Source organism: Dysgonomonas sp. 37-18, assembly GCF_001899125.1.
GTDB lineage: Bacteria > Bacteroidota > Bacteroidia > Bacteroidales > Dysgonomonadaceae > Dysgonomonas.
In genome coordinates this window covers 13,844-40,022 of record NZ_MKVC01000021.1, presented here as the reverse complement: position 1 = coordinate 40,022, position 26,179 = coordinate 13,844, and the positions used below count along the sequence as shown (strand labels likewise).

Genomic DNA, 26,179 nt, shown 5'->3' with positions numbered 1-26,179 from the left:
AAGGTAACAATGAAAAGGGATAACAAACCTGTTACTTTTGTCACCTTTTTATTGTTAATAACTTAATAATAAACAAAATGCAGAAAGTTATAAAGTCTACAGACCTGAATAGAGATTTGTATGATATCCTAAGCCGATTGTCTTTCGACAAATTGTTTTTGCTAACGGACGAAAATACCGAGAGGTTGTGTTATCCACTGGTTAAAGATAATACAGAGATTGCAAAAGCAGGGAAGATTATAATAAAGGCGGGAGACGACAACAAGAATATAGAAACATTGTCTTCTATCTGGAAGTATCTTTCAGAAAATGGAGCTACCCGACACTCTTTACTTATCAATCTTGGCGGTGGAATGCTAACAGATATCGGAGGGTTCGCTGCGGCGAGTTTCAAACGGGGCATTAAGTGTATCAATATACCCACTACCCTACTCGGTGCTGTTGATGCTGCCGTAGGTGGAAAAACAGGGATAAACTTCAACGGATTGAAAAACGAAATAGGAGCTTTTGCTGCTGCCGAAACTGTACTGATTGACTCCGCCTTCTTCAAAAGCCTCGATCATCAGAATTTCTTGTCGGGCTATGCAGAGATGATAAAGCATGGATTGATAGACAGTGATAAAGAGTGGCTGGCAACTATGTCGTTTGACACCGAGGAAATTGACTATGAGAAGTTGAAACAGTTGGTTGTAGACTCTGTTGGGGTCAAAGAGCGCATCGTAGAAATTGATCCTTTCGAAAAGGGAATACGCAAAGCCCTCAATCTGGGACATACCATCGGGCACGCTTTCGAGAGTATGTCTTACGAACTAAACAAGCCCGTTCAACACGGCTATGCTGTTGCATGGGGTATCATTTGCGAATTGTATCTTTCTCATCGATTCTGTGGTTTTCCGAAAGAGAAAATGTACAAGACCATTTATTTTATCAAAGACAATTATGATGGTTTCTATTTCGATTGCGACCATTATGAGCGGCTATATGAATACATGAAGCATGATAAGAAAAATGAATCGGATACAGTAAACTTTACTTTCCTTTCGGATGTGGGTAAGATAGAAATCAATCAAACGGCAAGCAAAGAGGATATCTTCGATGCCATCGATTTCCTTCGCGAGAGTGTAGGGTTATAATAAATCCCCAAGGAATAGTATATTCCCTGAGGATTTATATAAAAAAATAGTGTCTGATATGAAGAGTTGTTATCTTCCAAATCGGGAAGTATCCACTTCATCTACTTTCGGCTTTTTGTAATTACCGAACCGATAAGTAAATGATAGTTTAAATACCGGAGCATTGGGATGTAGCTTCATCGTACTATACTGTGTCATATAATCGATCTTTGTTGTTGCACCGTTGCTCTTAAATATATCCTGAACCTGTGCCATGAGTTCGGCTTTGTTGTTTAAGAATGTCCATTTAGCACCGGCTGTTATATCCCACATGCGCTTGATATCATATATCCCTTGGAGAGCTCCATTCATATAAAACCCTGAAACATCGAGCTTAATATTGGGTTTGGAAGATATATTGAATGTATTACGTAGCTGTGCTACAAAGGAATACATACTTCTCTTGTAAGGAATATCATAGAACTCATCGTCTTTCTCTTCTTGTCTGAAAAGGTTGATCGTTGCTTTGGTATCCCACACCCTGTCTATTGCAAAAGGTACAACGAGATATATTCCAAATTGCTTTTCGTAATCGAGATTTACCATCTGGAATATATTCTCCAGACTACTCTGAGACTGGTATGGCAATTGTATGAATCTATCAGGAGTGTACTCATAATAAGCCCCAAGAACATATTTCTGCTTATAAATTACATTCAGTTGTGTCCTGTATTCTCTTGAGAATTTAAGCTCAGGATTGCCCTCTGCCGATGAGTAAGCGTTGATCTTAAATCGATCGGTGCTTAATGCCCAATATGGAGGATAGTTGATGTCTGAAGAAAATGACAATTGATACATTAACTGCGGGCTATGAGTATAACTAAGGTTTGCATTTACAAATGGTTGGAAATCATTCCACAATGTTTTCTTCTCGCCCATAATGTCTATCGCCGCACGAAAATAGTTACCCGATATTGAAGCCTGGGCAGATAGCTTTTCACCAAACTGCTTAGAGAATCCGGCAAATACAGATGCATTGTACTCCTTCTGTTTGGTATCATTTATTGAATCTACCACGGTGTTATCAGGATTCTTATAATAGTCATAACTATTGTTGTTTTTCGAGAATGAGAAATTGCCTCCATAATTAAAGTCCCAGCCACTTTTGGTTGACACTGTATGATTTGCAAATAACAGAATCTTGTTTACACGCTGAGCCGTCTTGGTTTTAAAGGTAGTTTTTAATATCTGACCATCTTCATAGTCGTAATATTTAGTTGTTGAAGGATCGTTATAGAAGGTATAATCAGCTCCTATATTTAGCTTCTTGTGAGAGTTGTATTCCGCTTTTAGATTATGTAAGTAATCGTTCCCGACTACATCGTCTTTCGAATCTATGCTTGTGTATGGATTACCATCTTTTAGATATTTTGTTTGCGAAGTATGGCTTGCATCATATTTGTCGAAGTTACCGGTATATACTATTTTTATCTTATCCTCATTTTTCAGATTAAAACCAAGTCCAAGCCGGGTATTCAAACTTTCGGGATTGGGCATAGAATAGTTTTTCTGGGAAATATCGTATGCATGCGCATCAAACTGATGTATTGCAAACATATCGCTGGTAGACCAGTTCTTAGCCTTATCTGCACCAATAGAGAAATCAATATTATATGAAGGTTTGGTATATAACAAGCTTCCTCTTACACCAAATTCCGCATAGTGTGCTTGCTTATACTCTGCACTTCCTTCTCCTTGCAAAGTTGGTAAGTCTGCATTCTGATCTTTGAGTACAATATTTATAGCAGCACCTCTTACATTGTATTGAGGCGGTGCACTATACATGATTTCAATATTGGATATACGGGACGCGGGCATTGATTTGAGCATGCTTATTATTTGCTCTTTACTCATGCTGGTGAGTTGCCCATTGATCAGAATCGTATAGGCTGATGTTCCGATCAGGCTGAGATCGTCACCAACTCCGGTAATGCTTGGCACATTCTGTAAAGCTTCGAATGCATTTGAAACCACCTTATTCTTGATTAGTAAAGGAGCATCATAAATTAGTTTCCCCGCTTCCGATTTTACGATAGGGCGCTCTCCGCTTACCACTATCTCAGTCAGTTCTTTGTTTAACGAAAGAAGGACATATGGCGGAATTTCTAAGTCTGCATCCTGTATCTTAATAGGGTGCTCCTCCTTTTCGTATGTCATGTGTTGTAGAGTGAGTGTATACTCTCCATTAGGAATATCCTTGAATTCAAACAAACCTTGTGTATCTGTAATCGTTGTTTTCAGCCAAAGGCTATCCTTTGTATTTCTCAGAATACATGTTACAGCTTCCACCGTTTGGTTCGACTCATTCATTGTTGTGCCTTTCAGGGTATATCCTTGCGCATTGGTTACAACAGCTATGCTTAGTAAGAATAATAGTAAAAATGGCTTCATAGTTTTATTTTATATTCGTTTCGTTTAGCAAAAGTAGATAACAGCAAGCTGATGATGTGTTTCCGTTTTACTACTTAGTGTTACCAAGTGTTATCAAGAGTATTTGATAATGAGTTTTATTATCTATCTTTGATTTATAGTCTATTTTTACGTAAATATAATAACATTACTAAAAAATAGTAAATCTATGCAATAAAAAATTAACTACATGCAAAATTCATTTAAAAATAGAGTTGCTAAATTCTGGAATTCTTTTTCGGAAGAAGAAAGTCAGATAAGAGAAATGATGAATAATAAAGTTGAGGGAGAAACTCTACTAAACTTTGTCGACAGCATATTACAAATCGCTTTCCATAAAATCTACTTCGAAATGGGTATAAACAATGAGGGAAAGTATGAATTAATATTAACACCTGAAGGAAATCGCTCCCGCTTGATACAATTACACTACTGGCTACAACATGCTCCACAAGAACTGTGGGAGAAATGGAATTTCTATTCATCCAAGCCAGCACATGCTAAAGCTGGTTCTACACTTACAATGTATGGCATAGAAATCGGAGAAAATGATATTGAAATATATCCCGAAATTGAGAACGAAAGACCCAAAGTGAATATTGAAATATATTCCTCCAAAATGATGGGTCTTGACGAAGACCAACGTTACTCTATGCTCTTTATATATTTAGATCAGTTTATCGGAGAGCTGTATACAATGGAATATATTGGCTCTATCACGTTTGTGAATGAAAAAACTAAAAAGCCAACTGTAAAAATAACCGAATTAAGTTCTTTTATAAACAAAACAATAGAAGAAAACAGTTGGCCTAAATTTGATAATCCAACCGAAATATATACCGGATATCGTATAGAACCAAAAGAAAATAGTGATTGGACTTTGCGAGAAGATATTTTTTCAGGATACACCTCTTGCTCTTCCATCCTCAATGATTTCTATGGGAAAAAGACCGCTCGTTTTAATGAAGCGAAGCAAGACGGAGTGATATTTGGTTTCGCATTCTTCGAAAATATAAATGTGCCTCGCGAAGACATAATAAATTTCAGAGGAGAGATAGAAGACAAGATCGTTGAAGAAACTGTGCCCTATGGTATTGCTAATACGATAGGCGGTGCTACAGGCTTTCACTTTTCGTATATCGACTTCATTATATATGATTACGCCGCATTTATAAATATAGTAAAGAAAATTTTATCCACATACAATTTTGAAGAGTTCGGCTATTCAGACTTTTCTATAGAATCAAAACCTGTTTTATTCAATTAAATTGTTAAGATAACTCCGAATAAAAGCTTAAAGAATTTAGATATGGCTTCTTTTTTATTGATTTTCAATACAAAAAATCAATAAATTACGGCATTAAGATTATTTTTATTCTGCTATTTAAAACAAAATCACTACTTTTGCCGTTCAAAAGAGAATGTATTATTCGAGTACACTACGTTTAGTATGCTTGAATATAACACAAGCCTTGATTTAATTGTATGCAGAAAAATTTAGTTATTGTTGAGTCTCCGGCGAAAGCCAAAACTATCGAGAAATTTTTAGGGAAAGATTTTAAAGTTATGTCTAGTTACGGACATATTAGAGACCTAAAGAAAAAAGATTTAGGCATAGACCTGGAGAACAATTATACTCCCATATATGAGATACCTTCCGACAAAAAGAAAGTTGTCGATGAACTGAAAAAAGCGGCAAAAGAAGCAGACCTTGTATGGCTTGCTTCCGATGAAGACCGTGAGGGAGAAGCTATATCATGGCATCTGTATAAGACATTAAAGCTTGAAGAGAATAAAACAAAAAGAATTGCTTTCCACGAAATTACGAAAGATGCAATTCTGAATGCAATAGAAAATCCCCGAACAATAGACATCAATCTCGTAGATGCGCAACAAGCACGTCGCGTTCTTGACCGCATTGTAGGGTTCGAATTGTCGCCCGTACTATGGCGCAAAGTAAAGCCCGCACTATCAGCAGGACGTGTTCAGTCGGTAGCTGTAAGATTGATCGTTGAACGTGAAAGAGAAATACAACAATTCAAATCGGAAGCATCTTATCGAGTGATTGCCATTTTCACAAAAGAAGACAATGGCTCTCAGTACGAAATAAAGACAGAACTTAGCAAGCGACTTAAAACCAAACAAGAAGCTCTAAACCTTCTTGAAAAACTTAAAGAAGCAAGCTTCAAAGTTGAAGATGTAGAGACAAGACCGATGAAAAAATCTCCGGCAGCTCCCTTTACTACTTCAACCTTGCAACAGGAAGCATCTCGTAAACTAGGCTTCCCTGTTTCGTTGACAATGATGGTTGCTCAAAAATTATACGAGTCGGGAAAAATTACTTATATGCGTACCGATTCGGTTAATTTGTCCAGCTTGGCAATTAACACTACAAAAAATGAGATTGAATCTGAATATGGAAAGCAATATTCAAAAGTTCGCCATTTCTCAACAAAATCGAAAGGAGCACAAGAGGCACACGAGGCCATCCGTCCTACATATATAAATGAGCACTCAATATCGGGCACTGCACAGGAGAAGAAACTGTACGAACTGATATGGAAGAGGACTATTGCATCTCAAATGGCTGATGCAGAATTGGAGAAAACCACTGTAACAGTTAGTATCTCTAATGAGAAAGATATGAAATTCTCAGCAGTTGGAGAAGTTATCAAGTTTGACGGGTTCTTGCATGTATACCTTGAAGGTACTGATGAAGAGATTATAGATAATGAAACAAGCCTGCTTCCTCCTGTAAAAGTTCAGGATGCACTACAAATGAAAGAGGCGACAGCCACAGAACGATTTACACAACGTCCTAGTCGCTATAGTGAAGCATCTCTTGTTCGTAAGCTGGAAGAGCTTGGTATAGGTCGTCCGTCTACTTATGCACCAACTATCTCTACCATACAGAACCGTGAGTATGTAGAGAAGTCGAATATAGAAGGAACAGAACGTCAGTATAATATCTTAGCCCTCAAAAAAGAAAAAATATCGGATACACAGAAAACTGAAATCACAGGTACAGACAAGGGCAAGCTTATCCCTACTGATACAGGAGTGGTTGTAAATGATTTCCTTATCGAATATTTTCCGGGGATATTAGACTATAATTTTACTGCCAATATAGAAAAAGAATTTGACCAGATCGCCGAAGGTGAAGAAAACTGGACAAAACTTATAGATAAATTTTACAAAGTATTTCATCCTATTGTAGAGTCTGCAACAAATACTCAAACAGATCATAAAGTAGGAGAACGTATACTGGGTGTTGATCCTAAATCGGGACGTCAGGTATCTGTAAAGATCGGACGTTTCGGGCCAATGGTACAAATTGGTGTTCAAGAAGAAGAAGAAAAACCTCAGTTTGCAGGATTACAAAAAACACAATCTATCACAACTATTACATTAGAAGAAGCTTTGAAATTATTCGAGCTACCTCGTTCGGTTGGTGAGTTTGAAGGTAAAGATGTTAGCGTTGGTACAGGAAGATTTGGCCCGTATATAAAACATAACGGAAAGTTTATATCTTTGCCTAAAGGATATGATCCTTACAGTGTTGATTTAGATAGTGCGATTTCTTTGATTGAAGATAAACGCCAAAAAGACGCTGAAAAGATAATAAAGACTTTTACTGAGGACGCAGATTTACAAATATTAAATGGCCGATATGGTCCATATATTGCGTATCAAAAAACAAACTATAAAATTCCGAAAGGTGTAGTGCCTGCTGATTTAGATTTTGACGCAGCAATGAAAATAGTGAAGGCAACCGGAGAGAAACCTGCTACTAAAACAAAAGCAAAATCGAAGAAGAAGTAGCATTTTTTCCTTGAAAAATTATTATATTCAGTTGAATGAATAGATTTTTGGAAAAAATATTTGGATACAGGGGATTAAAGATATTAATACCTTTGTTGGATTTAGCCATCGTATATGGTTCGATAATTTGGTCTTTCTACATTTTTAAAGATAGCCTTGACAACTTCTCCGAAAACTGGTTTTCGTTTGTTGCTATCTGGCCATATATAGGTATTTGCTATTTAATCTTAAGCCATATATTTGAATTAGATAAACCAAAAGATTTTTCTTTTTTGGGTATAGGGTACACCGTATTTCTGGTTATAGTCTCTCTATTGTTTTGCACAATGGCTATAAGCTTCTTGGCCAGAGAATTTGCATTCCCCCGAAGTATTCTTCTTACTGCCTATGCCATGCAGATTGCAGCAATCACGTTCTGGCACTTTTTTGCCAATAGAATGCACTTTCGCCTGAATAAAGGAAAATCGGTACTCGTTATTGGCTATGAGAAGTCGCAACCTCTGGCATACAAATTACTTGAGGCAAAAGGAATATGGTCTAACTTGAAACATGTTTGTTCCCCCGACCATCTTAATTTATATAACTATATCAACGGATGTGATATAACATTCATTACCGAAGATGTTTCCGAAGAGCAAAAACAGCATATTATTTTATATTGCATAGAACGTAACCGTACTGTATTATATCAGCCTAAAAATTCAGAGATACTCCAATTTAATGCGAACTTCCTGCAAATAGATGATTCGCCGGTTTTAGATGTGAGAGAGTTAGGACTGGGACAGAGTAATGAGCTTTTTAAACGACTGACGGATGTCTTCTTAGGGATTTTGGGACTGATTGTTTTATCTATTCCATTCATATTTGTTTATTTGGCTTTAAAAATAGGCGGAGGATCAGCATTTTATGCACAAGAACGCATAACGCGTGACAACAAAGTTTTCAAGATATATAAATTTCGGACAATGGTCGAAAATGCAGAAGCTGCCTCGGGTCCTGTATTAGCTCAAGATGTTGACTGTAGAATAACTAAACTTGGCCACTTCTTGCGTGCTACCAGATTGGATGAAATACCTCAGATTTACAATATACTCATAGGCGACATGAGCATAGTAGGCCCACGCCCTGAACGTCCATTCTTTGTAGAACAGTTCTGTGCCGAGATGCCTGAATATAACTTGCGTCATAGGGTTAAAGCCGGGCTTACAGGTCTGGCACAAGTGCAAGGTAAATATAATACATCGGTAAGAGATAAATTAAAATACGACTTGCTGTATATCAACGGCTATTCGTATGCTTTAGACATTAAACTGATCATGCAAACACTGAATATACTCCTTAGAAAAAGCAGTACCGAAGGTTTAAAATCTGTCAGTGAGATTGAGAAGGAAGTTGAAGAATTGACTCGCCGTTAATTTATATATCCGGAGAGTAAAACTAATTAATAAAATAAGAATTTATAAATCATATTGACTTATGAATAATTTTCAAGATTTGGTAACAAATCGTCGGAGTATTCGTAAATTTACAGATGAACCATTGAAACCTCAGCAAGTAGAGACTATTCTCAAAGCTGGGCTAAAGTCGCCTTCATCAAAGAGTAAAAATCCTTGGCAGTTTCTATTAGTTGAAGATAAAGAAATGCTAAGAAAGCTGTCGCTATGCAAAAAATCGGGAAGTAAACCGATAGAAGGTTGTGCCTTAGCTATTATAGTTATGGCTGATCCATTAACAAGCGACGTGTGGATAGAAGATGCGTCTATTGCTTCCATTATGATGCAGTTACAAGCGGAAGATTTGGGATTGGGAAGTTGTTGGATACAAATCAGAGAGCGATATACAGAGGAAGAGGAAGCTTCTAATGACTATATCAAGAGCTTATTTAATATCCCGATACAGCTGCAGGTTCTTTCTGTTATAGTATTTGGAAATAAAGCACAAGAGCGCTCCCCTATCGACGATGAAAAATTACAATGGGAGAAAGTACATATCGGAAACTTTAATATAAACCAAATAATAGAATAGCTACTTATGGCAACTAATAGCAAGTCAAACGACCGTTTGTCGTATGGGATAACCATACTTATCTTCGGTATTTTATTTATGCTGGACAAGTTAGACGTATTAAGTAAAATCCCTTATGCTGACAGACTAATAGGAGTAGGTTCTTTTTTGCTTATAGCAGGGATTGTGTTCTTATTCACTCAACCTAAGAGAGTTTTAGGTTGGATATTCCTAGGTATAGGAGTACTGCTTAATGCTGATACGTTCTTTGGTTGGATGCATAATTATTCTAATCTTATTGTTCCGGGGTTATTGATCGTTGCGGGAGTGGCAATGGTATTAAGCGCCAAAAAGAAGAACTAATGAAAGTAGTATTGATAGGAGCAGGCAATGTTGCAACACAATTTGCAAAAGAGCTGTACAGTAAATCTTTTGATATTGTACAAGTCTATAGCCGAACATTAGCTTCTGCATCCGCTTTAGCCAATGAAGTGGATGCTGCACCTATTACAGATATATCATTAGCCGTCTGGGATGCTGACTTATATATATTTTCGGTAAAAGATTCTGTTTTAGAAGAATTGATTGCTAGTCTTCCGTCAAATAATGGCTTATGGGCACATACAGCCGGTAGCATGTCTATAAATGTCTTTGAAGGATATACTTCTCGATATGGAGTACTGTATCCGTTTCAAACATTTAGTAAAGATAGAAAAGTTGACTGGGCGGACATTCCAATATTTCTGGAGGCTTCGGATGATCATGCATTGGAACAACTAAAAAGCATAGCATCCCAGTTGTCAACCAAAATAGTAGAATTATCGACAGAAGAACGAAAGTATCTCCACCTTACAGGAGTATTTGCTTGCAACTTTACGAATCATATGTACACCTTATCGAAACAAGTTCTAGCAAAAATAAACTTACCGTTCGATATCGCCTTGCCGTTGATTGACGAAACTGCATCGAAGGTACATTCTTTATCTCCCGAAGAAGCCCAAACAGGTCCGGCTGTGCGCTTCGATGAAAATGTGATGGAGAAGCACCTGTCGCTGATTGATGATGATAAAATAAAACAAATTTATAAACTGATGAGCGAAAGTATTCATCGGTTTGGTAAAAAAGATATATAATGAGTACAATAAATTACGATTTGAAGAAAATAAAAGCATTTATATTTGATGTTGATGGTGTTTTATCTCCCGATTCAATACCTTTGTCTTCAGATGGGTCACCGGTAAGGATGGTAAATATAAAAGATGGATATGCTATCAACCTTGCAGTAAAAGCCGGTTATAGTGTGGCCATTATCACAGGAGCAGATACAGATAATATTCGTCTTCGCTTCAACAGGTTGGGAGTTAATGATATTTACCTCAAATCGAGAGTTAAGATAAATGACCTCAACGACTATATGGAAAAAACAGGCTATAAAGCCGAAGAGATAATATATGCAGGCGACGACTTGCCAGACTATCAGGTAATGCAGGCTGTAGGGTTGGCTGTAGCCCCGGCAAATGCTGCGCCTGAGATAAAAAGTGTAGCCCAATATATTTCGCATAAAAATGGCGGAGATGGTGTTGCCCGTGATGTCATAGAGCAAGTGATGAAAGCACAAGGCAAATGGATGACACCCGAAATGCTAAGTTCGACAGCCGTATTCTAAAAACATAAAAAATAAAAATGCATAAATCAGGATTTGTAAATATAGTAGGCAACCCCAATGTAGGTAAATCAACGTTGATGAACCTGTTGGTAGGTGAAAAAGTATCAATTATTACTTCTAAAGCTCAGACCACTCGTCATCGTATTTTAGGAATAGTGAATACCGATGAATATCAGATTGTTTATTCTGATACTCCGGGTGTTTTGCGTCCCAATTACAAGTTGCAGGAGTCGATGCTTAACTTCTCGGAATCTGCATTAAGTGATGCTGATGTCTTACTATATATGACTGATGTTGTCGAAAAAATAGACAAAAACGAAGAGTTTCTAAAGAAAGTACAAGGTGTAGAAGCTCCTGTTTTGCTTTTGATTAATAAAATAGATCAAACAAATCAGAAAGAATTGGAAGCCTTGGTCTTGCGGTGGAAAGAACTACTTCCGAATGCGGAAATATATCCGATTTCGGCACTAAATAAGTTTAATGCAGATGTGGTCAAGAAACGGATTATAGACCTTATCCCCGAATCACCACCCTATTTTGAGAAAGATGCATTAACCGATCGCCCTGCCCGATTCTTTGTAACAGAGATTATTCGTGAGAAAATTCTTCTTTATTACCAAAAAGAAATTCCATATTCGGTAGAAGTCGTTGTTGAAGAGTTTAAAGAAGAAAAAGATATAATAAACATAAGAGCTCTTATCATTGTAGAGCGTGACACACAAAAAGGAATTGTTATCGGACATCAAGGTGCAGCCTTGAAGAAACTCGGTACAATGGCAAGGAAAGATATTGAGCGATTTTTTGATAAAAAAGTATTCTTGCAAATATTCGTCAAAGTAGAAAAAGATTGGCGAAGCAGGGATAACATACTTCGCCAATTCGGATATCGTTTAGATTGATATATTATTTTTCCTCTATCGTAAATCCTACAGTTTTCAGGTCATTCCAATAATTTGGATATGACTTAGTAACTACATTCGGGTGTGCCATATTGATATGATCCATTTTTATTGCAGCCGGAGCAAAAGCCATCGCCATGCGATGATCTTCGTATGTACGGATAACAGCTTCTGTTTCTGGCTCGCATCTTTCACCATTCCATTCGAGAATACTGTTTTGACTGTCATAAATAAGATATCCCAGCTTTTTCATTTCAGCCTTTAATGCTTCTATGCGGTCTGTTTCTTTTATCTTTAGGCTTTGCAATCCGGTAAACATAAAAGGAATATTCATCATACAACAAGTTACAACAAAGGTTTGTGCCAAATCGGGCTCATTCACAAAATTATGGAACATCTTCTTTGTTATTCTGTCCGACTTAGTCAATATAACTCCGTTTTCAGTGAATTCGGTATTAACACCTAAGTCCAAAAACAACTCGGATACTTTAGAGTCACCTTGCATACTTTCTTTGAACAATCCTTTCAGTTCTATATACGCACTATCTGTTAACGCAGCCATTTCGTACCAATATGAAGCTGCAGACCAATCAGACTCTACTACATAATGAGTCGGTCTGTATTCTTGTGGATGAATACGAATTATTTTATCTTCCCAGTGTGCCTTTACTCCAAACTGGGACATCATTCCCAATGTCATTTTTATATACGGGATGGATATAATATCGCCTTCCAAATGGATTGTCAACCCTTTACTCATTGTAGGGGCAATCATCAGAAGTGCCGATATAAACTGAGAACTGACATCTCCCGACAAATATATGTCACCACCATCGAGTGCCGTACCCTTTATCTTTAGCGGAGGATATCCAATATTCGCAATATATGAAATGCGGGCTCCCAATGAGGTCAGGGCTTCTACAAGAATATTAATAGGACGTTCCTGCATGCGCTCTGTGCCTGTTATTATCCATTCTCCGGGCGTTATCGCTAACAATGCTGTAAGGAAACGCATAGATGTGCCGGCAGCCTTTACATCAATCAGGCTACTACCTGAACGGAAGGCTTCTATCATAACTTGCGTATCATCACAGTCGGAAAGATTTTCCAGAGTTGAAGCATTTAAACTTAGACCGTTCAGAATAAGAGCTCTGTTGCTTATGCTTTTAGATGCAGGCAGTGCTATTGTTGAATTTATGGCCTTTGGAGCCATTATTTTATATTGCATGATATAATTATTTATCTATACGAAATTAAAGTAAAAACCCATAAAGATCAAATTTTTAAACATGGATTAAGCATTTTCTACGAATAAAAATATTTTGATTTTTATGAGCTTTTACAATCTATATATTTTATCAGAATGTTATCATCCTGTGTTTCGCATTCCGGCGGCAATACCCGATATTGTGATCATCAGTGCCAGTTCCAGTTCGGGAGAATGCTCACTGTCTTGTCTCGAACGATGAAGCAATTCTACCTGCAACAGATTCAACGGATTGGTATATATATTTCGCATTGCAATATTCTCTGCTATATCGGGTAGGCTCTCCATCAAGTATTCATCCTGAGATATTCTCAATGTAGATTTTATTGCACCCTCTAACTGTGCTCTAAGCCTTTTTCCTAAATCTTGCAACCTGTCTTCCACTAACCGTTCGTCATAATATGCCGATATACGAGGGTCTGCTTTGGCAAATACCATTTCCAACATATTAATCCTTGTTCCGAAGAAAGGCCAATCTTTGTACATGGTTTTTAATATCTCTACATTCCCTTCATCTATAACTTGCTGAAGGGCCTCTCCCGCTCCAAGCCATGCCGGAAGCATTAACCTGTTTTGAGTCCATCCAAATATCCAAGGAATAGCACGCAAACTTTCAACCCCACCATTGGGACGACGTTTTGCAGGTCGTGATCCTAATGGCAAACGAGCAAGCTCGGCCTCAGGAGTTGCCTGATAAAAATACGGTATAAAATCAGGATTTCTGTGTACTGTATCTTGATATATAGTACAAGAAATATCGGACATCTTATTCATAAGGTCTCTCCACTCCTGTTTTGGTGCAGGTGGCGGAAGTAAGTTAGCTTCTAAGATTGCATCAGTATATAAAGCCAGCGTTTTTATAGCCAGATCGGGTATACCTAATTTGAAGCGGATCATTTCGCCCTGTTCTGTTACACGCAAACCACCCTTTAATGAGCCCGGAGGCTGAGAGAAAAGAGCAACTTTGGCAGGTCCTCCTCCACGTCCGACAGTACCACCACGTCCATGGAATAAGGTCAAGCATACTCCCGCTTCTTGACAGCTTTTGATCAATGCTTCTTGTGCACTGTATTGTGCCCATCCGGCAGCAATAGATCCTGCGTCTTTGGCTGAGTCAGAGTAACCGATCATTATCATTTGTTTGCTCTTGATAACGCCTCTGTACCAACTAATATTAAACAATTGCTGCATAATACCATTGGCATTATTGAGGTCATTCAGCGTTTCAAACAATGGTGTTACGGGTAATATATAAGGACACTCAGCTTCTTTCAACAACAAATAAACCGCCAATATATCGGACGGAGTACGTGTCATCGATATAATGTAGGTAGGTATTACCCCTTCAGGAGTTTCTGCAATAACTTTGCATGTTTGCAGCACTTCTTTCGTTTGAGGACTTGGCTCCCAATTTTTTGGAACCAAAGGACGTTTAGAATTCAGCTCTCTGATAAGAAAAGCTTGCTTCTCATCTTCCGACCATGTTTCATAATCTCCTAATCCTAAATAACGGGTAATCTCTGAAATTGTCTCAGTATGAATTGTACTTTCCTGACGAACATCTATTTGTACAAGAGTAAGCCCGAAGCATTTAACCCTGCGCATAGTATCCAATAGCTTATCATCGGCTATAATATCCATCTTGCAAGCCACTAAAGACTTATAAGATTCATGCAAAGGTTCCCATAATTGCTCATTATAGTAGAGAATATCCTCGGTAAGTTCAGGATTTTTACCTGCTATACGGGCATCAAGGTAAGCTATAGTATTACGAAGCTGTGTACGCAACTTTTTCATTAGCTCACGATACGGCTCTTGTACTTCATAGTTTCCTATATAATTTCTGAATTCGAGCGTACAGGTTGCCATTGATAGTTCTTTCACCAGTATTTCTATATCTGATAAGAAGAGAGTTGCAGCACGACGGCGGCTATCAAGTAGTACATCATGTGTAACTTTGGCTGTCACATTAGGATTCCCGTCACGGTCGCCCCCCATCCATGATGAAAAATGTATAGGACGTGCATCGATCGGAATACGATATGCGAGTGTATTTCTTATTTGCTCGTCGAGTTCTCGGATGTAAGCTGGTACAGCAGCCCAAAGGCTATTCTCTACTACATCATATCCCCATTTTGCTTCTTCGTTGGGGGTCGGACGATTCTGACGTATTTCATCAGTATACCAATATTGAGCGATTAGTTGTTTGAGTCTGCGCAATATTTGTACTTTCTGATGTTCGATCAAATCATCATGATCGAGTAGCTTAAGGCATTGATCTACTTGATTCAGATTATTGATCAACGAGCGTCTATTTATTTCTGTAGGGTGAGCGGTTAAAACCAAATCGATAGATATATCTTCTATTGCTTTGATTATATCGCTATCGCTATAGTTAGCGGCTTTAAGTTTTTCATATACTGCAGAAAAATTCACCGGATTCTCAGCCCCTTGTGCGTGGGGAGAGATACTATTATATTGTTCTGCCGTATTTGTGAGGTTAAGAAACTGGTTGAAAGAACGTGCTACAGGCAAGAACTCCTCATCCCTAAGATTTTGCAATGTCTTAACCAACGATTTATGTGCTTCAATGTCACCCGAGTGTGATGCTTTAGATAGCCTGCGGATTGTTTCTATGAGGTCGACCATATCTTGCCCTTTCGCCTCATTGATCGTTTTTCCGAGCAAGTGGCCAAGCATCTTGATATTGTCGTGCATCAAGGATTGTTGCATATTGTTCATAGGTTTATTCTAATTATTAGTTGTATTTTTCTCCGTTATAATATTTAACGCCATACATTATCAAAAGTTTAAGTAAGCGTTGAGTAGTCAGGCAAATTTTATCGAAGAAAGAGACGAGCTAATACTTAACTCATCTCTACTCCACTTAATCATTATTTATCATTGTAAACAACTCTTCTGCTGCCAATTGAGGCCCATCCTTAGTATGTCCGTCAATAGCAAGCGAGGTGTATATCTCTCCTATTTTTACACCGTTGTTATTCATATCATTAAAGAATTCTTTGATCAGTTTGCCTGCAAGCTCTTTTTCTTGTACAGGGCCAAAAGGGTTGGCAAAATAAGATGTTACCAAACCATTTTCGGTAGTAGTACCTTTTGCTTTGCGGGCTCCAGCTTCGAATATTTTAATCGCTTCGTCGAGATTATCAAAAAACTCAATCTTCTGAGCAGATTCAGTATAGTTATTCGCATACAAGATATAATCTACTTTATATCCTTTAGATATAACATCGTATGTTGCAGCAGGAATCGTAATGCGAGCATTTATTTTGTCAGGATTTGAATAGATACCTCTCTCTAACTGCTGGAACGCATACATAGGGTCAAGGTCATCGATACGGACAAATGCTCCGATTTCGGTTCCATACCCCTTAATCGTACCATCTTCTTCTTTTTTGAGGTAACCCATATCGTCAAATACGATACGCATATGACGTATATATTTCTCGTTAAGTGTACGGAAAGCTTCCAAACTTTCAGATTTTCCGGCACCACTGTCTCCTATAATAACGATATTGGCTTCTGTACCATTCTTGAGTAATATGTTTACCATAGCTCCATGTAGCGGCAATCGCCCTTGCTCCATTTGCTTCACGTTATGAAGTGTAAGAAGCATTTTTTTCATATAGCCAAAATAGTCGATATCGTCGCAATGATTAGCGTAACCGATAAGAATATCATTTTTCTTATCCTTATAGTAGAAAGTACGTTTCTCTTCTATTCCATCAGGATATCCGAACACGTATATTATATCCGGTTTTTTACCGATATATTCACTGGCTTTAGCTAGTTCAAAAAGATTGGATAATGCAAATCCGTGAACCATATAGTCCTTGTGGAAATAAACAAAGGTCAACATATTCCCTACTTTAGCAGGAAATAAGAACCAGTCATCTTCATTCAGAATAATATTTTCTACCGGATTTGTTGTATGTTCTTGAAAAATGCCGTCGCGTGTATTTCTTTTTGTATATGAAATAAACGGTGGTTTAAACATAACAGAAGTAATGAACGGAATAGAAGTCAACCCATTGTATTCTATTGGGCAGTTCCAAGTAATGTCACTAAGAGTTAACCCTGCATTTGCACCTGCGGTAAGCTGGCGATATACAAGATGCTGATACCCCATTACGGTTTCCTGAATGCGGCGGTAGATAGAAAGTACCAGCTCATTGAACAATTCGTTGGCATGCAAAAAACGCACACTTTGCAACCCGCTGCTGATGGAATTGTTATGCACTATAGTATAACGTTCCATTCTACGCCAGAAGCCATAGAGAAGCTCTATAAGCTCTATAAATAAATCTTTATCGTTGAAAAAGATAGCATACTTGTTATGTACATTTTGCACCTCATCGGGATTACATACAGTAAGTAGCTTAAATGCTTCTATCAATGTTTTTTGAAATTCTTCGTCAGTCTTGAATTCTTTGATATAATAATCGTAGATAATGACATCATTCTTTTTCAATCTTTGTATAAAAGCTTCAATAACCCGATGAAAACCGTAACTATTTAATATTTTTTGCCTCGTGTCGCAAAACTTAAGAGTGAAGTTGATAATCGCCTTTCCTTCGCCTAAAGTAAACTCTTGTAACATGTTTAATTTTATTTATTATAGTTATTATTTCTATCCGGTTCGATATCGATTTGCAATCTCCTATCTCCATTTGTGACAGGAGATTGCAAACTTCAATACTTGATTTGAAAACATTCAAATTGCGTTGTTTTCCAACATCAAATTTAAGGAAACTTACCTATACAATTAAACGAATTAAAGACTAAATTTATAATAAATTGTAAATTAAAAATAAGTTTTTGCTATTACCTTGTATTGGTGTTGCTTATAAATACTTTATTTTTTGTCTTTTATGAATTTAGGATTAACATCAAAGGCAAAAAAGTAAGTATTTGTTTCGCTTAAACACTTAGGACAAAGGCAGTCACTATAGTTATCTTTTATATAATCGCGCACCCCTGAAACTAAAGAAACTCTACGGCAGCTACACAATTCTACGCGGTCTTCTCTACAGCTGAAAGCGGCCGAACATCTTTGACATATCTTTTTCATTGTTGTAAGTTTTTATTGTTATTGAATATATTATAAGATCAGGAGAAGGTTTATTTAAAATATACAACCTCATTTGCAGATACCGAAATATGACATTGCAAGAGATGATAGTATAAATACTTCAACCAAAATCAATTTTCTATAATCAGAGAAAAATCTCTTGAGCTTTCTATCTTTTTTCGCGAAAGATGAAATTTATTTTTTGGCAGGTCTTCTGACTTACTTCCGTTTTATACGACCTTCCCGTTTATGAAAAACAGTGGCTTTGAGGATTTGTATAAACGTTTAGCGAAGCTTACAGCAGCGCGACTGTTCAGGATTTACACCTGATTCCCTTTTCATTATATATCCAAGACTTCGAATATATAACACCAATTATGGTAACAAAGATATAGAATTATAAATAAGAACAAATATAAATAAGAAAGTTTTTGATGGTATAATGAATTACTATTTCATAAGAGTGTGTTCTGCAAGGAATAAGTTTCGAACTATAATTTATACTCTAATCTTCTAAATCCCAATCATCAAAGAAAGAGTAATCTTCTGTAAACTGATCCAATTCACGACGATCTTTTTTTGTTGGTCGCCCTGTTCCTCTAGCTCTATCTACAAAACCGCTCACCTTAGACATTTCTAATATTTCAAGTTGAGATGCAGATGTCACATCTTTCATAAATTCGGGCACAAGCTTGGCTCCCATTCTGTTTTCCGAAAGGTTGAGGACTTCAAAGGAATAAGTAACCGGAGGACGGCGCACTTCTATCACATCGCCTACCTTAATTGATCGAGAGGGTTTTATAGTAACTCCTTTGATCGAGACACGTCCTTTTTTACATGCTTCTATTGCTATAGAACGAGTTTTGAAAAGACGAACAGCCCACAGCCATTTGTCTATACGTACTTCGTTTTTAGGTTCTTTCATAATAAAATCAGAATTTTGCCAATATGTCCGCAAACAAGACCGGCTTCACATCATTTACCAAAGTTATATATTAGATACAAAAGATATTCGTTTCTAACTTCTTTGGTTTTATTTATTATTGTATTGGTTCATGGTATTGTTGATACCTGCCAGACAAAAGCTTTTGATTATTTCGCCACAGGTCTCCAGTTTCACAGGAAGCTCTTTTTCCTCTTCGTCACTGAAATTATCGAGCACATAGCCGACTTGACCTCCCCGAGAAAATTCGTTACCTATACCAAAGCGTAAGCGGGCATAATCTTGTGTTCCTAGTACAGATTGTATATTACCCAGTCCGTTATGTCCGGCACTACTACCTTTTCCTTTGAGGCGTAAAGAACCAAAAGGCAAAGCAAGATCATCTACAACTACCAAAAGATTCTCAATCGGTATCTTTTCTTGGTTTAGCCAATAACGAACAGCATTTCCGCTAAGATTCATAAAAGTAGATGGCTTTAGCAGAATAAGAGTACGTCCTTTGACCTTTAGTTCAGACACAAAGCCATAACGCTTGTCAGCAAAAACAATATTGGACGCTTTAGCTAAAGCGTCCAATACTCTGAATCCTATATTGTGGCGGGTATATTCGTATTCTCTACCAATATTACCGAGGCCGGCAATCAAGTATTTCATTCAATATATCCTATTATTAGCCGTTTTTAGCAGCAAGACCTCTTGCAGCACGAGTCAATTGAACGCGACAAACAACAGCATTTTTAGCATTTAACAGTTCTAGTCCTTCGAAGTGTAGTTCACCTACCTGGATAGATTTTCCAAGAGCAAGGCTTGTTACGTCAACGTGTACTTTCTCAGGGATCTTATCGTAAAGAGCTTTTACTTTAATCTTACGCAAGTCAAGTGAAAGTTTACCCCCTGCTTTTACACCTTCTGCAAGTCCGTCCAAAATAACAGGAACGTCCATTACAATTGGTTTGCCTTCAAATACATGAAGGAAGTCAAGGTGCAAGATAGCATCTGTTACCGGATGTACCTGTACATCTTTCAATATAGCTTTATAGCTGTCTTTTCCTATTGTTAGGTTTACAAGGAAAATTTCAGGAGTATAAACAAGTTTGCGAACATCGCTGTTTGTAACAGTAAAAGCAATTGCTTCAGTTTGATCTCCACCATAAATTACAGCAGGGATTTTGTCTTCTTTACGAAATGCTTTTGTCGCTTTTTTGCCAAGATCTGTTCTGGCTTCTCCTTTTAATTCAAACGTTTTCATCTTTTAATTTTAAATTGTGTTACTCAAATTAAGGATTGCTTCCTTATTCCCATCACACGTACGGGCTTATAAAAGCGGGGCAAAGATAAATATTTTACATCTTTTTTCCTAATGTTTATGAAAGTAATATTTTGTAGAAGACTACAATATGCAAATATTAAATGGAAAGAGCCCATTGAAAGTAACCTATCAGGCATATCACTATTGAGATAAAGACGAAAAGAGGCTGTACACAACGAACAGCCTCTTCACAGTATCTTAGAAAAAATTTTATCCCTTCAAATAATTTACAATCCAGTCGCCTACTTGCGATGTAGAATAAGCTTTTCCTTCTTTCGATGCAATATCCTCAGTTACTACTCCTGCATCCATAGATGCATTAACAGCATCACGAATCAGCTTACCTTCTTCTTTCAGTTCGAATGCATATTCGAACATCATTGCTGCCGAAAGAATAGTGGCTAATGGATTTGCTATATTTTTGCCTGCTGCCTGAGGATATGAACCATGTATCGGTTCAAACACAGATGTGTGAATACCAATAGATGCCGATGGCAACATACCTAATGATCCGGTAATTACAGAGGCCTCATCGGTAAGGATATCTCCAAACAAGTTTTCTGTAACAAGTACATCAAAACGCTTAGGCCATTGAATAATCTGCATAGCGGCATTGTCTACAAACATATATTCAGTTTCCACATCAGGATATTGTTTTTCAATTTCCTGAGCAACCTGCCTCCATAGACGAGAAGTAGCCAATACATTCGCTTTATCTACCACTGTCACTTTTTTGCGACGCATCTGAGCATATTTATATGAAAGATGAAGTATACGCTCTACTTCTTCACGAGTGTATACGCAAGTATCATAAGCAGTATCTCCGTCTTCGCTGCGTCCTTGCGGACGACCAAAATACATACCTCCCGTTAATTCACGCACACACATAAAATCAGCACCATCTACCAAATCGGAACGAAGGGGCGATTTATGTACTAGTGTAGGGAATGTACTTACAGGACGAAGGTTAGCATACAATCCCAACTTTTTGCGCATAGCCAAAAGTCCTTGTTCGGGACGTACTTTTGCTGAAGGGTTGTTGTCATATTTAGGATCTCCGATTGCACCAAACAGCACAGCATCAGAAGCCATACACAATTCATGCGTTCCATCAGGATATGGATTGCCTACCTGATCGATTGCCGAAGCTCCAACAATACCATATTCATAAGAAAGTTCGTGACCAAATTTTTCACAAACTACTTCTGTCACTCTCAATGCCTGTTCTATAATTTCAGGCCCTATTCCGTCTCCAGGGAGCACTGCAATGTTTAATTTCATCAATCTATATTTTAAAATTGTAATTATTTTTGAATCTGTCTACTCTTATATTTTCCTAAAAAAGTACCTGCGTAATTTCAAATCTATTAAAGATACGATAAAAGCAATAAAGAAAAGAGGCATATAAAACAGATATATTATCTTGTAGCAAGCATCTGGTATTGAAACACATGTCCCATAGCAACACATATTATTCCGATACCTTTTGCTATATCAACCCATTCAACCCGCTCTCCTTTCATTTGCAGAAAAGTCATTTACAGATCTTCGATCATATTCAGCATCTTTTCGGTAGCCTTTACCGCTGCTTCTGTCTGGTCGGCATCAAGACCTCTTGTCTTGAAAGTCTTACCATTAAATTCCCATGTAATTACCGTTTGTACCAAAGCATCGGTACGCCCGCCGGGTGGTATATAAACAGCATAGTTCACTAACGTAGGGGTAGGCTTACCCAAACGTGAGTATATCTTATACAAAGCTTTCGAAAAAGCGTGATACTGTCCGTCCCCTGGTGCAGTCCATTCATGTTCCTGCCCATCAATTTCTACTTTTACCGTAGCTGTAGGGCGTAAGCCCTTTGTCAATAAAAATGCAAACGACAATATCTTGATTTTTCTTTCCTTCTCGTTGTTTTTCAACACATCCGAAATGATATATGGGAGATCGTCTTGCGTAATAATTTCTTTTTTATCACCCAATTCTATCACTCGGTTTGTCACTTTAGTCATATCATCCTCATCGAGTTCAATACCCAAAGCCTCAATATTCTTTCGGATATTAGACTTACCAGACAATTTACCTAATGCGTATTCGCGAACACGACCAAAACGTTCGGGAAACAAATCATTATAGTACAAGTTATTCTTGTTATCACCATCAGCATGTATTCCGGCACACTGTGTGAAAACATTGTCTCCGACAATTGGCTGATTAGCGGAGATTACTTGTCCAGAATAGGACTCTACTACACGACTGACCCTGTTTATATTTTCTTCTTTTATTGAAGTTTTTAATTTCAATTGGTCGTGAAAAACTGCAATCACACTGGCAAGGGAAGCATTTCCTGCTCGTTCGCCTAATCCATTCATCGTCAGATGCACGCCTCTCACTCCCACTTCTGCTGCCACCATTGTATTCGCTACAGCCAGATCATAGTCGTTGTGAGCATGAAAGTCAAAATGAAGGTCTCTATAACGGTTTATCATCCGGCGACAACAGCGCCATACGCTATGTGGATTCAATACCCCTAAGGTATCGGGAAGCATAAATCGCTTTATCGGCAAATCCTTCATTCCATCCATCATATAATAGACGTAATCTTCAGATTTCACGATTCCGTTAGACCAATCTTCGAGATATACATTGACTGTGATACCCAACTTTTGAGCCAATTCCACCTCAGCCTTAATATCGTCAAGATGCTGTTCGGGTGTTTTGCGCAGCTGTTCGGTCACATGCTTATACGAACCTTTTGTCAGCAGGTTTATAGTTTTACATCCTGTGTCTTTTATCCAATTGAGCGAAGCTCCCTTATCTATAAATCCTAATATCTCAATATTATCTATATATCCTGCGGATTTAGCCCAATTAGCGATTTTTTTTACAGTTTCAAACTCACCATTCGAAACACGTGCCGATGCTACCTCGATACGATTTACGCCGAGATCGACCAGCAACAAGTGAGCTATACTCATCTTCTCCTGAGCCGAGAACGAAACACTCGATGTTTGTTCGCCATCTCTCAGGGTTGTGTCCATTATTTCTATCATGGTAATCTTTAATTTTCTTAATTACTTAATATCAAACCGCACTTGCAAGACACCAACCGCACTGTCGGCTTTTGGCGTTACATTCAATCTGATACTTTCTACAACAAAAGAATCTCCATCAGAATGCACAAGATTAAATTGATCTTTGAGCAAACTATATGAATCGGTACTGTATAATGGGAATGGCTTCCAAGAACCACTATCATCTTTATACTCCAAGTTCCAAACATCCGGCAAACGAACTCCGCCGTTGTCGTCATACCAATAAACCGAAAAGGCTTTTATATCAGTAGGCTTCTCGAAAGTGAAATCGATGCTTTGCTTTTCACCCTTTTTGTCCCAAGAAGTCCATCGATTGACTTCTGTATCCTTAGAACTCTTCGGATGCTTTCCGTCAACAATAGAGAATACATTTTCGCCTTCGTTTGTATAAGTCGCTTTTATATCTTTTATTGCTACAGGAAGAATAGCGACGCTTTCACGCACTTTCTTTTCATTCTCAGCAAACCAAATATTCATTGTCGAAACTCCTCGATTGTTCCATGCATAATATGGAATAAAATTAAGTGAAGCCTGATGAATATTACCTTTTACATCTATATAGTCTGCCGAAACATTTTTTATTAGGTCTATCCCCTTCAATATTCCTGTATCATCTTTCTGTACCTTAGCATCTATTGATGCTTTAGTCAGATAATACCTGTTCACATCTTCAGTATTATCAATACCCTCTGCACAATATACTAACGGACCTCTGGAGATAGCTACTCTGCCATTGTCTGCTTTCACTTCGCTTATAGCATGAGAATAACGAACAGGCATAGGAAGTTTAAGCTCTACTTTATCCCCTTTCTTCCATTTTCTGGAGATAGAAACAAAACCTTTGTCAAGAGAAACTTCACCTTTTTTAAAAGATAAATTTCCGACCTTCTTATCGTTTATATATAGTTCCCACGCTTTCGAATTATTATCAACATAGCTATACAATTTACCAGGGACAAACTGAGAACCGACCCACGTAGGAATTCGCATTTTTATTGAAAATGTCTGATCATTCTTTTCGGGATTTACAGTTAATAGGATACTTTCATCGAACGGATAATTCGTTTTTTGCTCTAGTGCTACTTTTCCGGATGTAAGAGCAAAATCTACTTTACTTCCGGTGTAGAAAGAACAATAAATTTCATTATCGGTATGCGCATACATCAAACCCGAAATTTGAGGAATAAGCCTCGCCAAATTTGTAGGGCAACAAGCAGTTCCAAACCAATATGAACGATCGACCGTACCATCCGAGGCAAGAGGATTAACATAGAAAAATTTGTTTCCCTCAAGATTTACTCCCGCTAAAACATTGTTCAAGAGTGACACTTCGGCAACATCCATGTATTTACCGTCTTTTTCGAGAAGAAACATACGATGGTTAAAGAATACATTGCCTACAGCGGCGCACGTTTCATTATATGCTTCCTTATTTGGCAATTCATATTCAGGGCCAAAGCCTTCAATGCCATGTATAGCCCCCAGCCCACCTGTGATATGCATCCGTGTGTCCACAATATTGCCCCAGATCTTATCCAAAGCAGGCGGGAGAGTTGTATCTCCCGTCAATGTACCTACATCAGACATACCCGAATAAAGATAAACCGCACGAACGGCATGTCCTACTGCTTTATCCTGCTTACGTACAGGCGCATGCTGCTGTGCATATTCGGGCGACATGGTTCCTTTTCCGTCGGGCACATAAGTTACACCTCGTATGTCGATAAACTTTTTCGCCATATTGAGATATAGCGGATCTCCGGTCACACGATAAAGCTTCACCAATGCGATTTCTATTTCTTCATGTCCGGGAGCTTGGTTTACAGGCTTACCACCATTGTAATTAGAATCCCCTTCAAAGAAGACCTTATTTATATGTTTAGCACTCTTAGTCGCAATATCCAGCAGATTTCTTTTACCTGTAGCCTGATAGTATGCAGCCGCAGCCTCGTAAAGATGCCCCATGTTATACAATTCATGGCTGTGTACTACCCACGAATAAGGCTTATCGCCCATTCCTGCCCCACCCCACAATGGCGCAGTCTTATAAGCCCCTGTAATATGAGGAGGGTACAAATAGCCGTCAGGTTGTTGAGCCTGAGCTATAATATCTGCGATATCGTCTATCTGCTTTTCTAATTTTGGATCACGCTCCATCTTTAACAGATAGGCCGCACCTTCGATAACCTTAAACAAGTCGGAAGTGCTGAATCTGCTATCAGATGGTAAAGGCCCTTCGATCCCTTTCAGATAATTCGCTGTGCGTCGAAGATCTTCTACGGCAATTTCTGTCCGTTCGAATGCCACAGGAACCAATACTTCTTTTTGGATCCTCATTCTATTGTTCCAGAAATTATCGGTAAGAGTCACTTGCTCAAACGATACAGGAGTTAAGATATTCTGAGAATAAATATTCACAGAAGCCATAATAAAAATGAATATATAAATACCTTTTTTCATTTGGGGATATATCTCTTCTTATTCAGAACGATCTAGCTTTTCAA

At 37.9% G+C, this 26,179-nt stretch carries 20 protein-coding genes and 1 riboswitch; of the genes, 9 read left to right on the top strand and 11 right to left on the bottom strand.

Annotation, left to right across the window (positions count from 1 at the left end):
* Positions 1–77: 77 nt before the first annotated feature.
* Positions 78–1,133, top strand: a complete 1,056-nt coding sequence (gene aroB, locus BGO84_RS07205) for a 3-dehydroquinate synthase (RefSeq protein ID WP_291028627.1) — start codon at positions 78–80, stop codon at positions 1,131–1,133.
* 69 nt (positions 1,134–1,202) lie between these two features.
* Here aroB and BGO84_RS07200 read toward each other — a convergent pair whose 3' ends face one another.
* The gene (locus BGO84_RS07200) at positions 1,203–3,563 is read right to left on the bottom strand and encodes a TonB-dependent receptor family protein (RefSeq protein WP_291028626.1); all 2,361 of its coding nucleotides are present in this window, start codon (positions 3,561–3,563) and stop codon (positions 1,203–1,205) included.
* 208 nt (positions 3,564–3,771) lie between these two features.
* Between BGO84_RS07200 and BGO84_RS07195 the strand changes: the two genes are divergently transcribed.
* The 8 genes from BGO84_RS07195 to era all read left to right on the top strand — a co-directional run bounded on the left by BGO84_RS07195 (position 3,772) and on the right by era (position 11,972).
* Positions 3,772–4,848 carry a hypothetical protein gene (locus tag BGO84_RS07195; protein WP_291028625.1) on the top strand — a complete coding sequence of 359 codons (1,077 nt, stop codon included), beginning with the start codon at positions 3,772–3,774 and terminating at the stop codon, positions 4,846–4,848.
* A gap of 218 nt (positions 4,849–5,066) precedes the next feature.
* Positions 5,067–7,403, top strand: coding sequence for a type I DNA topoisomerase (gene topA / locus BGO84_RS07190; protein WP_283686117.1), 2,337 nt, complete (start codon positions 5,067–5,069; stop codon positions 7,401–7,403).
* Positions 7,404–7,438: 35 nt separating this feature from the next.
* Entirely contained in the window at positions 7,439–8,818 is a 1,380-nt protein-coding gene (locus tag BGO84_RS07185; RefSeq protein WP_291028624.1) for a sugar transferase, read from the top strand.
* Between the two features lie 61 nt (positions 8,819–8,879).
* Complete coding sequence (locus BGO84_RS07180) at positions 8,880–9,428, top strand: nitroreductase family protein (RefSeq protein WP_283686115.1); 549 nt, start codon at positions 8,880–8,882, stop codon at positions 9,426–9,428.
* Positions 9,429–9,434: 6 nt separating this feature from the next.
* Complete coding sequence (locus BGO84_RS07175) at positions 9,435–9,770, top strand: hypothetical protein (protein ID WP_135105092.1); 336 nt, start codon at positions 9,435–9,437, stop codon at positions 9,768–9,770.
* On the top strand, positions 9,770–10,540 hold the full coding sequence (locus BGO84_RS07170) for a Rossmann-like and DUF2520 domain-containing protein (protein ID WP_291028623.1): 771 nt from the start codon (positions 9,770–9,772) through the stop codon (positions 10,538–10,540). The genes BGO84_RS07175 and BGO84_RS07170 overlap by 1 nt, the downstream gene beginning before the upstream one ends.
* Positions 10,540–11,073 (top strand): HAD hydrolase family protein, encoded by a 534-nt coding sequence (locus BGO84_RS07165; protein ID WP_252638899.1) that lies wholly within the window; start codon positions 10,540–10,542, stop codon positions 11,071–11,073. The genes BGO84_RS07170 and BGO84_RS07165 overlap by 1 nt, the downstream gene beginning before the upstream one ends.
* A gap of 17 nt (positions 11,074–11,090) precedes the next feature.
* Complete coding sequence (era, locus tag BGO84_RS07160; RefSeq protein WP_283686113.1) at positions 11,091–11,972, top strand: GTPase Era; 882 nt, start codon at positions 11,091–11,093, stop codon at positions 11,970–11,972.
* Between the two features lie 4 nt (positions 11,973–11,976).
* Here era and BGO84_RS07155 read toward each other — a convergent pair whose 3' ends face one another.
* From BGO84_RS07155 to BGO84_RS07110, 10 genes are all read right to left on the bottom strand, one after another.
* On the bottom strand, positions 11,977–13,200 hold the full coding sequence (locus tag BGO84_RS07155; protein ID WP_291028622.1) for a 3-phosphoshikimate 1-carboxyvinyltransferase: 1,224 nt from the start codon (positions 13,198–13,200) through the stop codon (positions 11,977–11,979).
* A gap of 141 nt (positions 13,201–13,341) precedes the next feature.
* Positions 13,342–15,972, bottom strand: a complete 2,631-nt coding sequence (gene ppc / locus BGO84_RS07150) for a phosphoenolpyruvate carboxylase (protein WP_135105284.1) — start codon at positions 15,970–15,972, stop codon at positions 13,342–13,344.
* Positions 15,973–16,126: 154 nt separating this feature from the next.
* Positions 16,127–17,860, bottom strand: coding sequence for a phosphoenolpyruvate carboxykinase (locus tag BGO84_RS07145; protein WP_135105087.1), 1,734 nt, complete (start codon positions 17,858–17,860; stop codon positions 16,127–16,129).
* A gap of 255 nt (positions 17,861–18,115) precedes the next feature.
* A complete protein-coding gene (locus tag BGO84_RS07140; protein ID WP_135105086.1) occupies positions 18,116–18,331 on the bottom strand; it encodes a cysteine-rich CWC family protein in 216 nt (71 codons plus the stop codon).
* Between the two features lie 186 nt (positions 18,332–18,517).
* Positions 18,518–18,722, bottom strand: a riboswitch (cobalamin riboswitch).
* 114 nt (positions 18,723–18,836) lie between these two features.
* Complete coding sequence (locus tag BGO84_RS07135; protein ID WP_252638892.1) at positions 18,837–19,256, bottom strand: RNA-binding S4 domain-containing protein; 420 nt, start codon at positions 19,254–19,256, stop codon at positions 18,837–18,839.
* Positions 19,257–19,364: 108 nt separating this feature from the next.
* Positions 19,365–19,928, bottom strand: coding sequence for an aminoacyl-tRNA hydrolase (pth, locus tag BGO84_RS07130; protein WP_291028621.1), 564 nt, complete (start codon positions 19,926–19,928; stop codon positions 19,365–19,367).
* Between the two features lie 16 nt (positions 19,929–19,944).
* Positions 19,945–20,523 (bottom strand): 50S ribosomal protein L25/general stress protein Ctc, encoded by a 579-nt coding sequence (locus tag BGO84_RS07125; RefSeq protein WP_135105083.1) that lies wholly within the window; start codon positions 20,521–20,523, stop codon positions 19,945–19,947.
* 270 nt (positions 20,524–20,793) lie between these two features.
* Complete coding sequence (gene leuB, locus BGO84_RS07120; RefSeq protein ID WP_135105082.1) at positions 20,794–21,864, bottom strand: 3-isopropylmalate dehydrogenase; 1,071 nt, start codon at positions 21,862–21,864, stop codon at positions 20,794–20,796.
* A 257-nt stretch (positions 21,865–22,121) separates the two neighbouring features.
* The gene (locus tag BGO84_RS07115) at positions 22,122–23,633 is read right to left on the bottom strand and encodes an alpha-isopropylmalate synthase regulatory domain-containing protein (RefSeq protein WP_135105081.1); all 1,512 of its coding nucleotides are present in this window, start codon (positions 23,631–23,633) and stop codon (positions 22,122–22,124) included.
* A 21-nt stretch (positions 23,634–23,654) separates the two neighbouring features.
* Positions 23,655–26,135, bottom strand: a complete 2,481-nt coding sequence (locus BGO84_RS07110) for a beta-L-arabinofuranosidase domain-containing protein (RefSeq protein ID WP_291028620.1) — start codon at positions 26,133–26,135, stop codon at positions 23,655–23,657.
* Between the last annotated feature and the right edge of the window lie 44 nt (positions 26,136–26,179).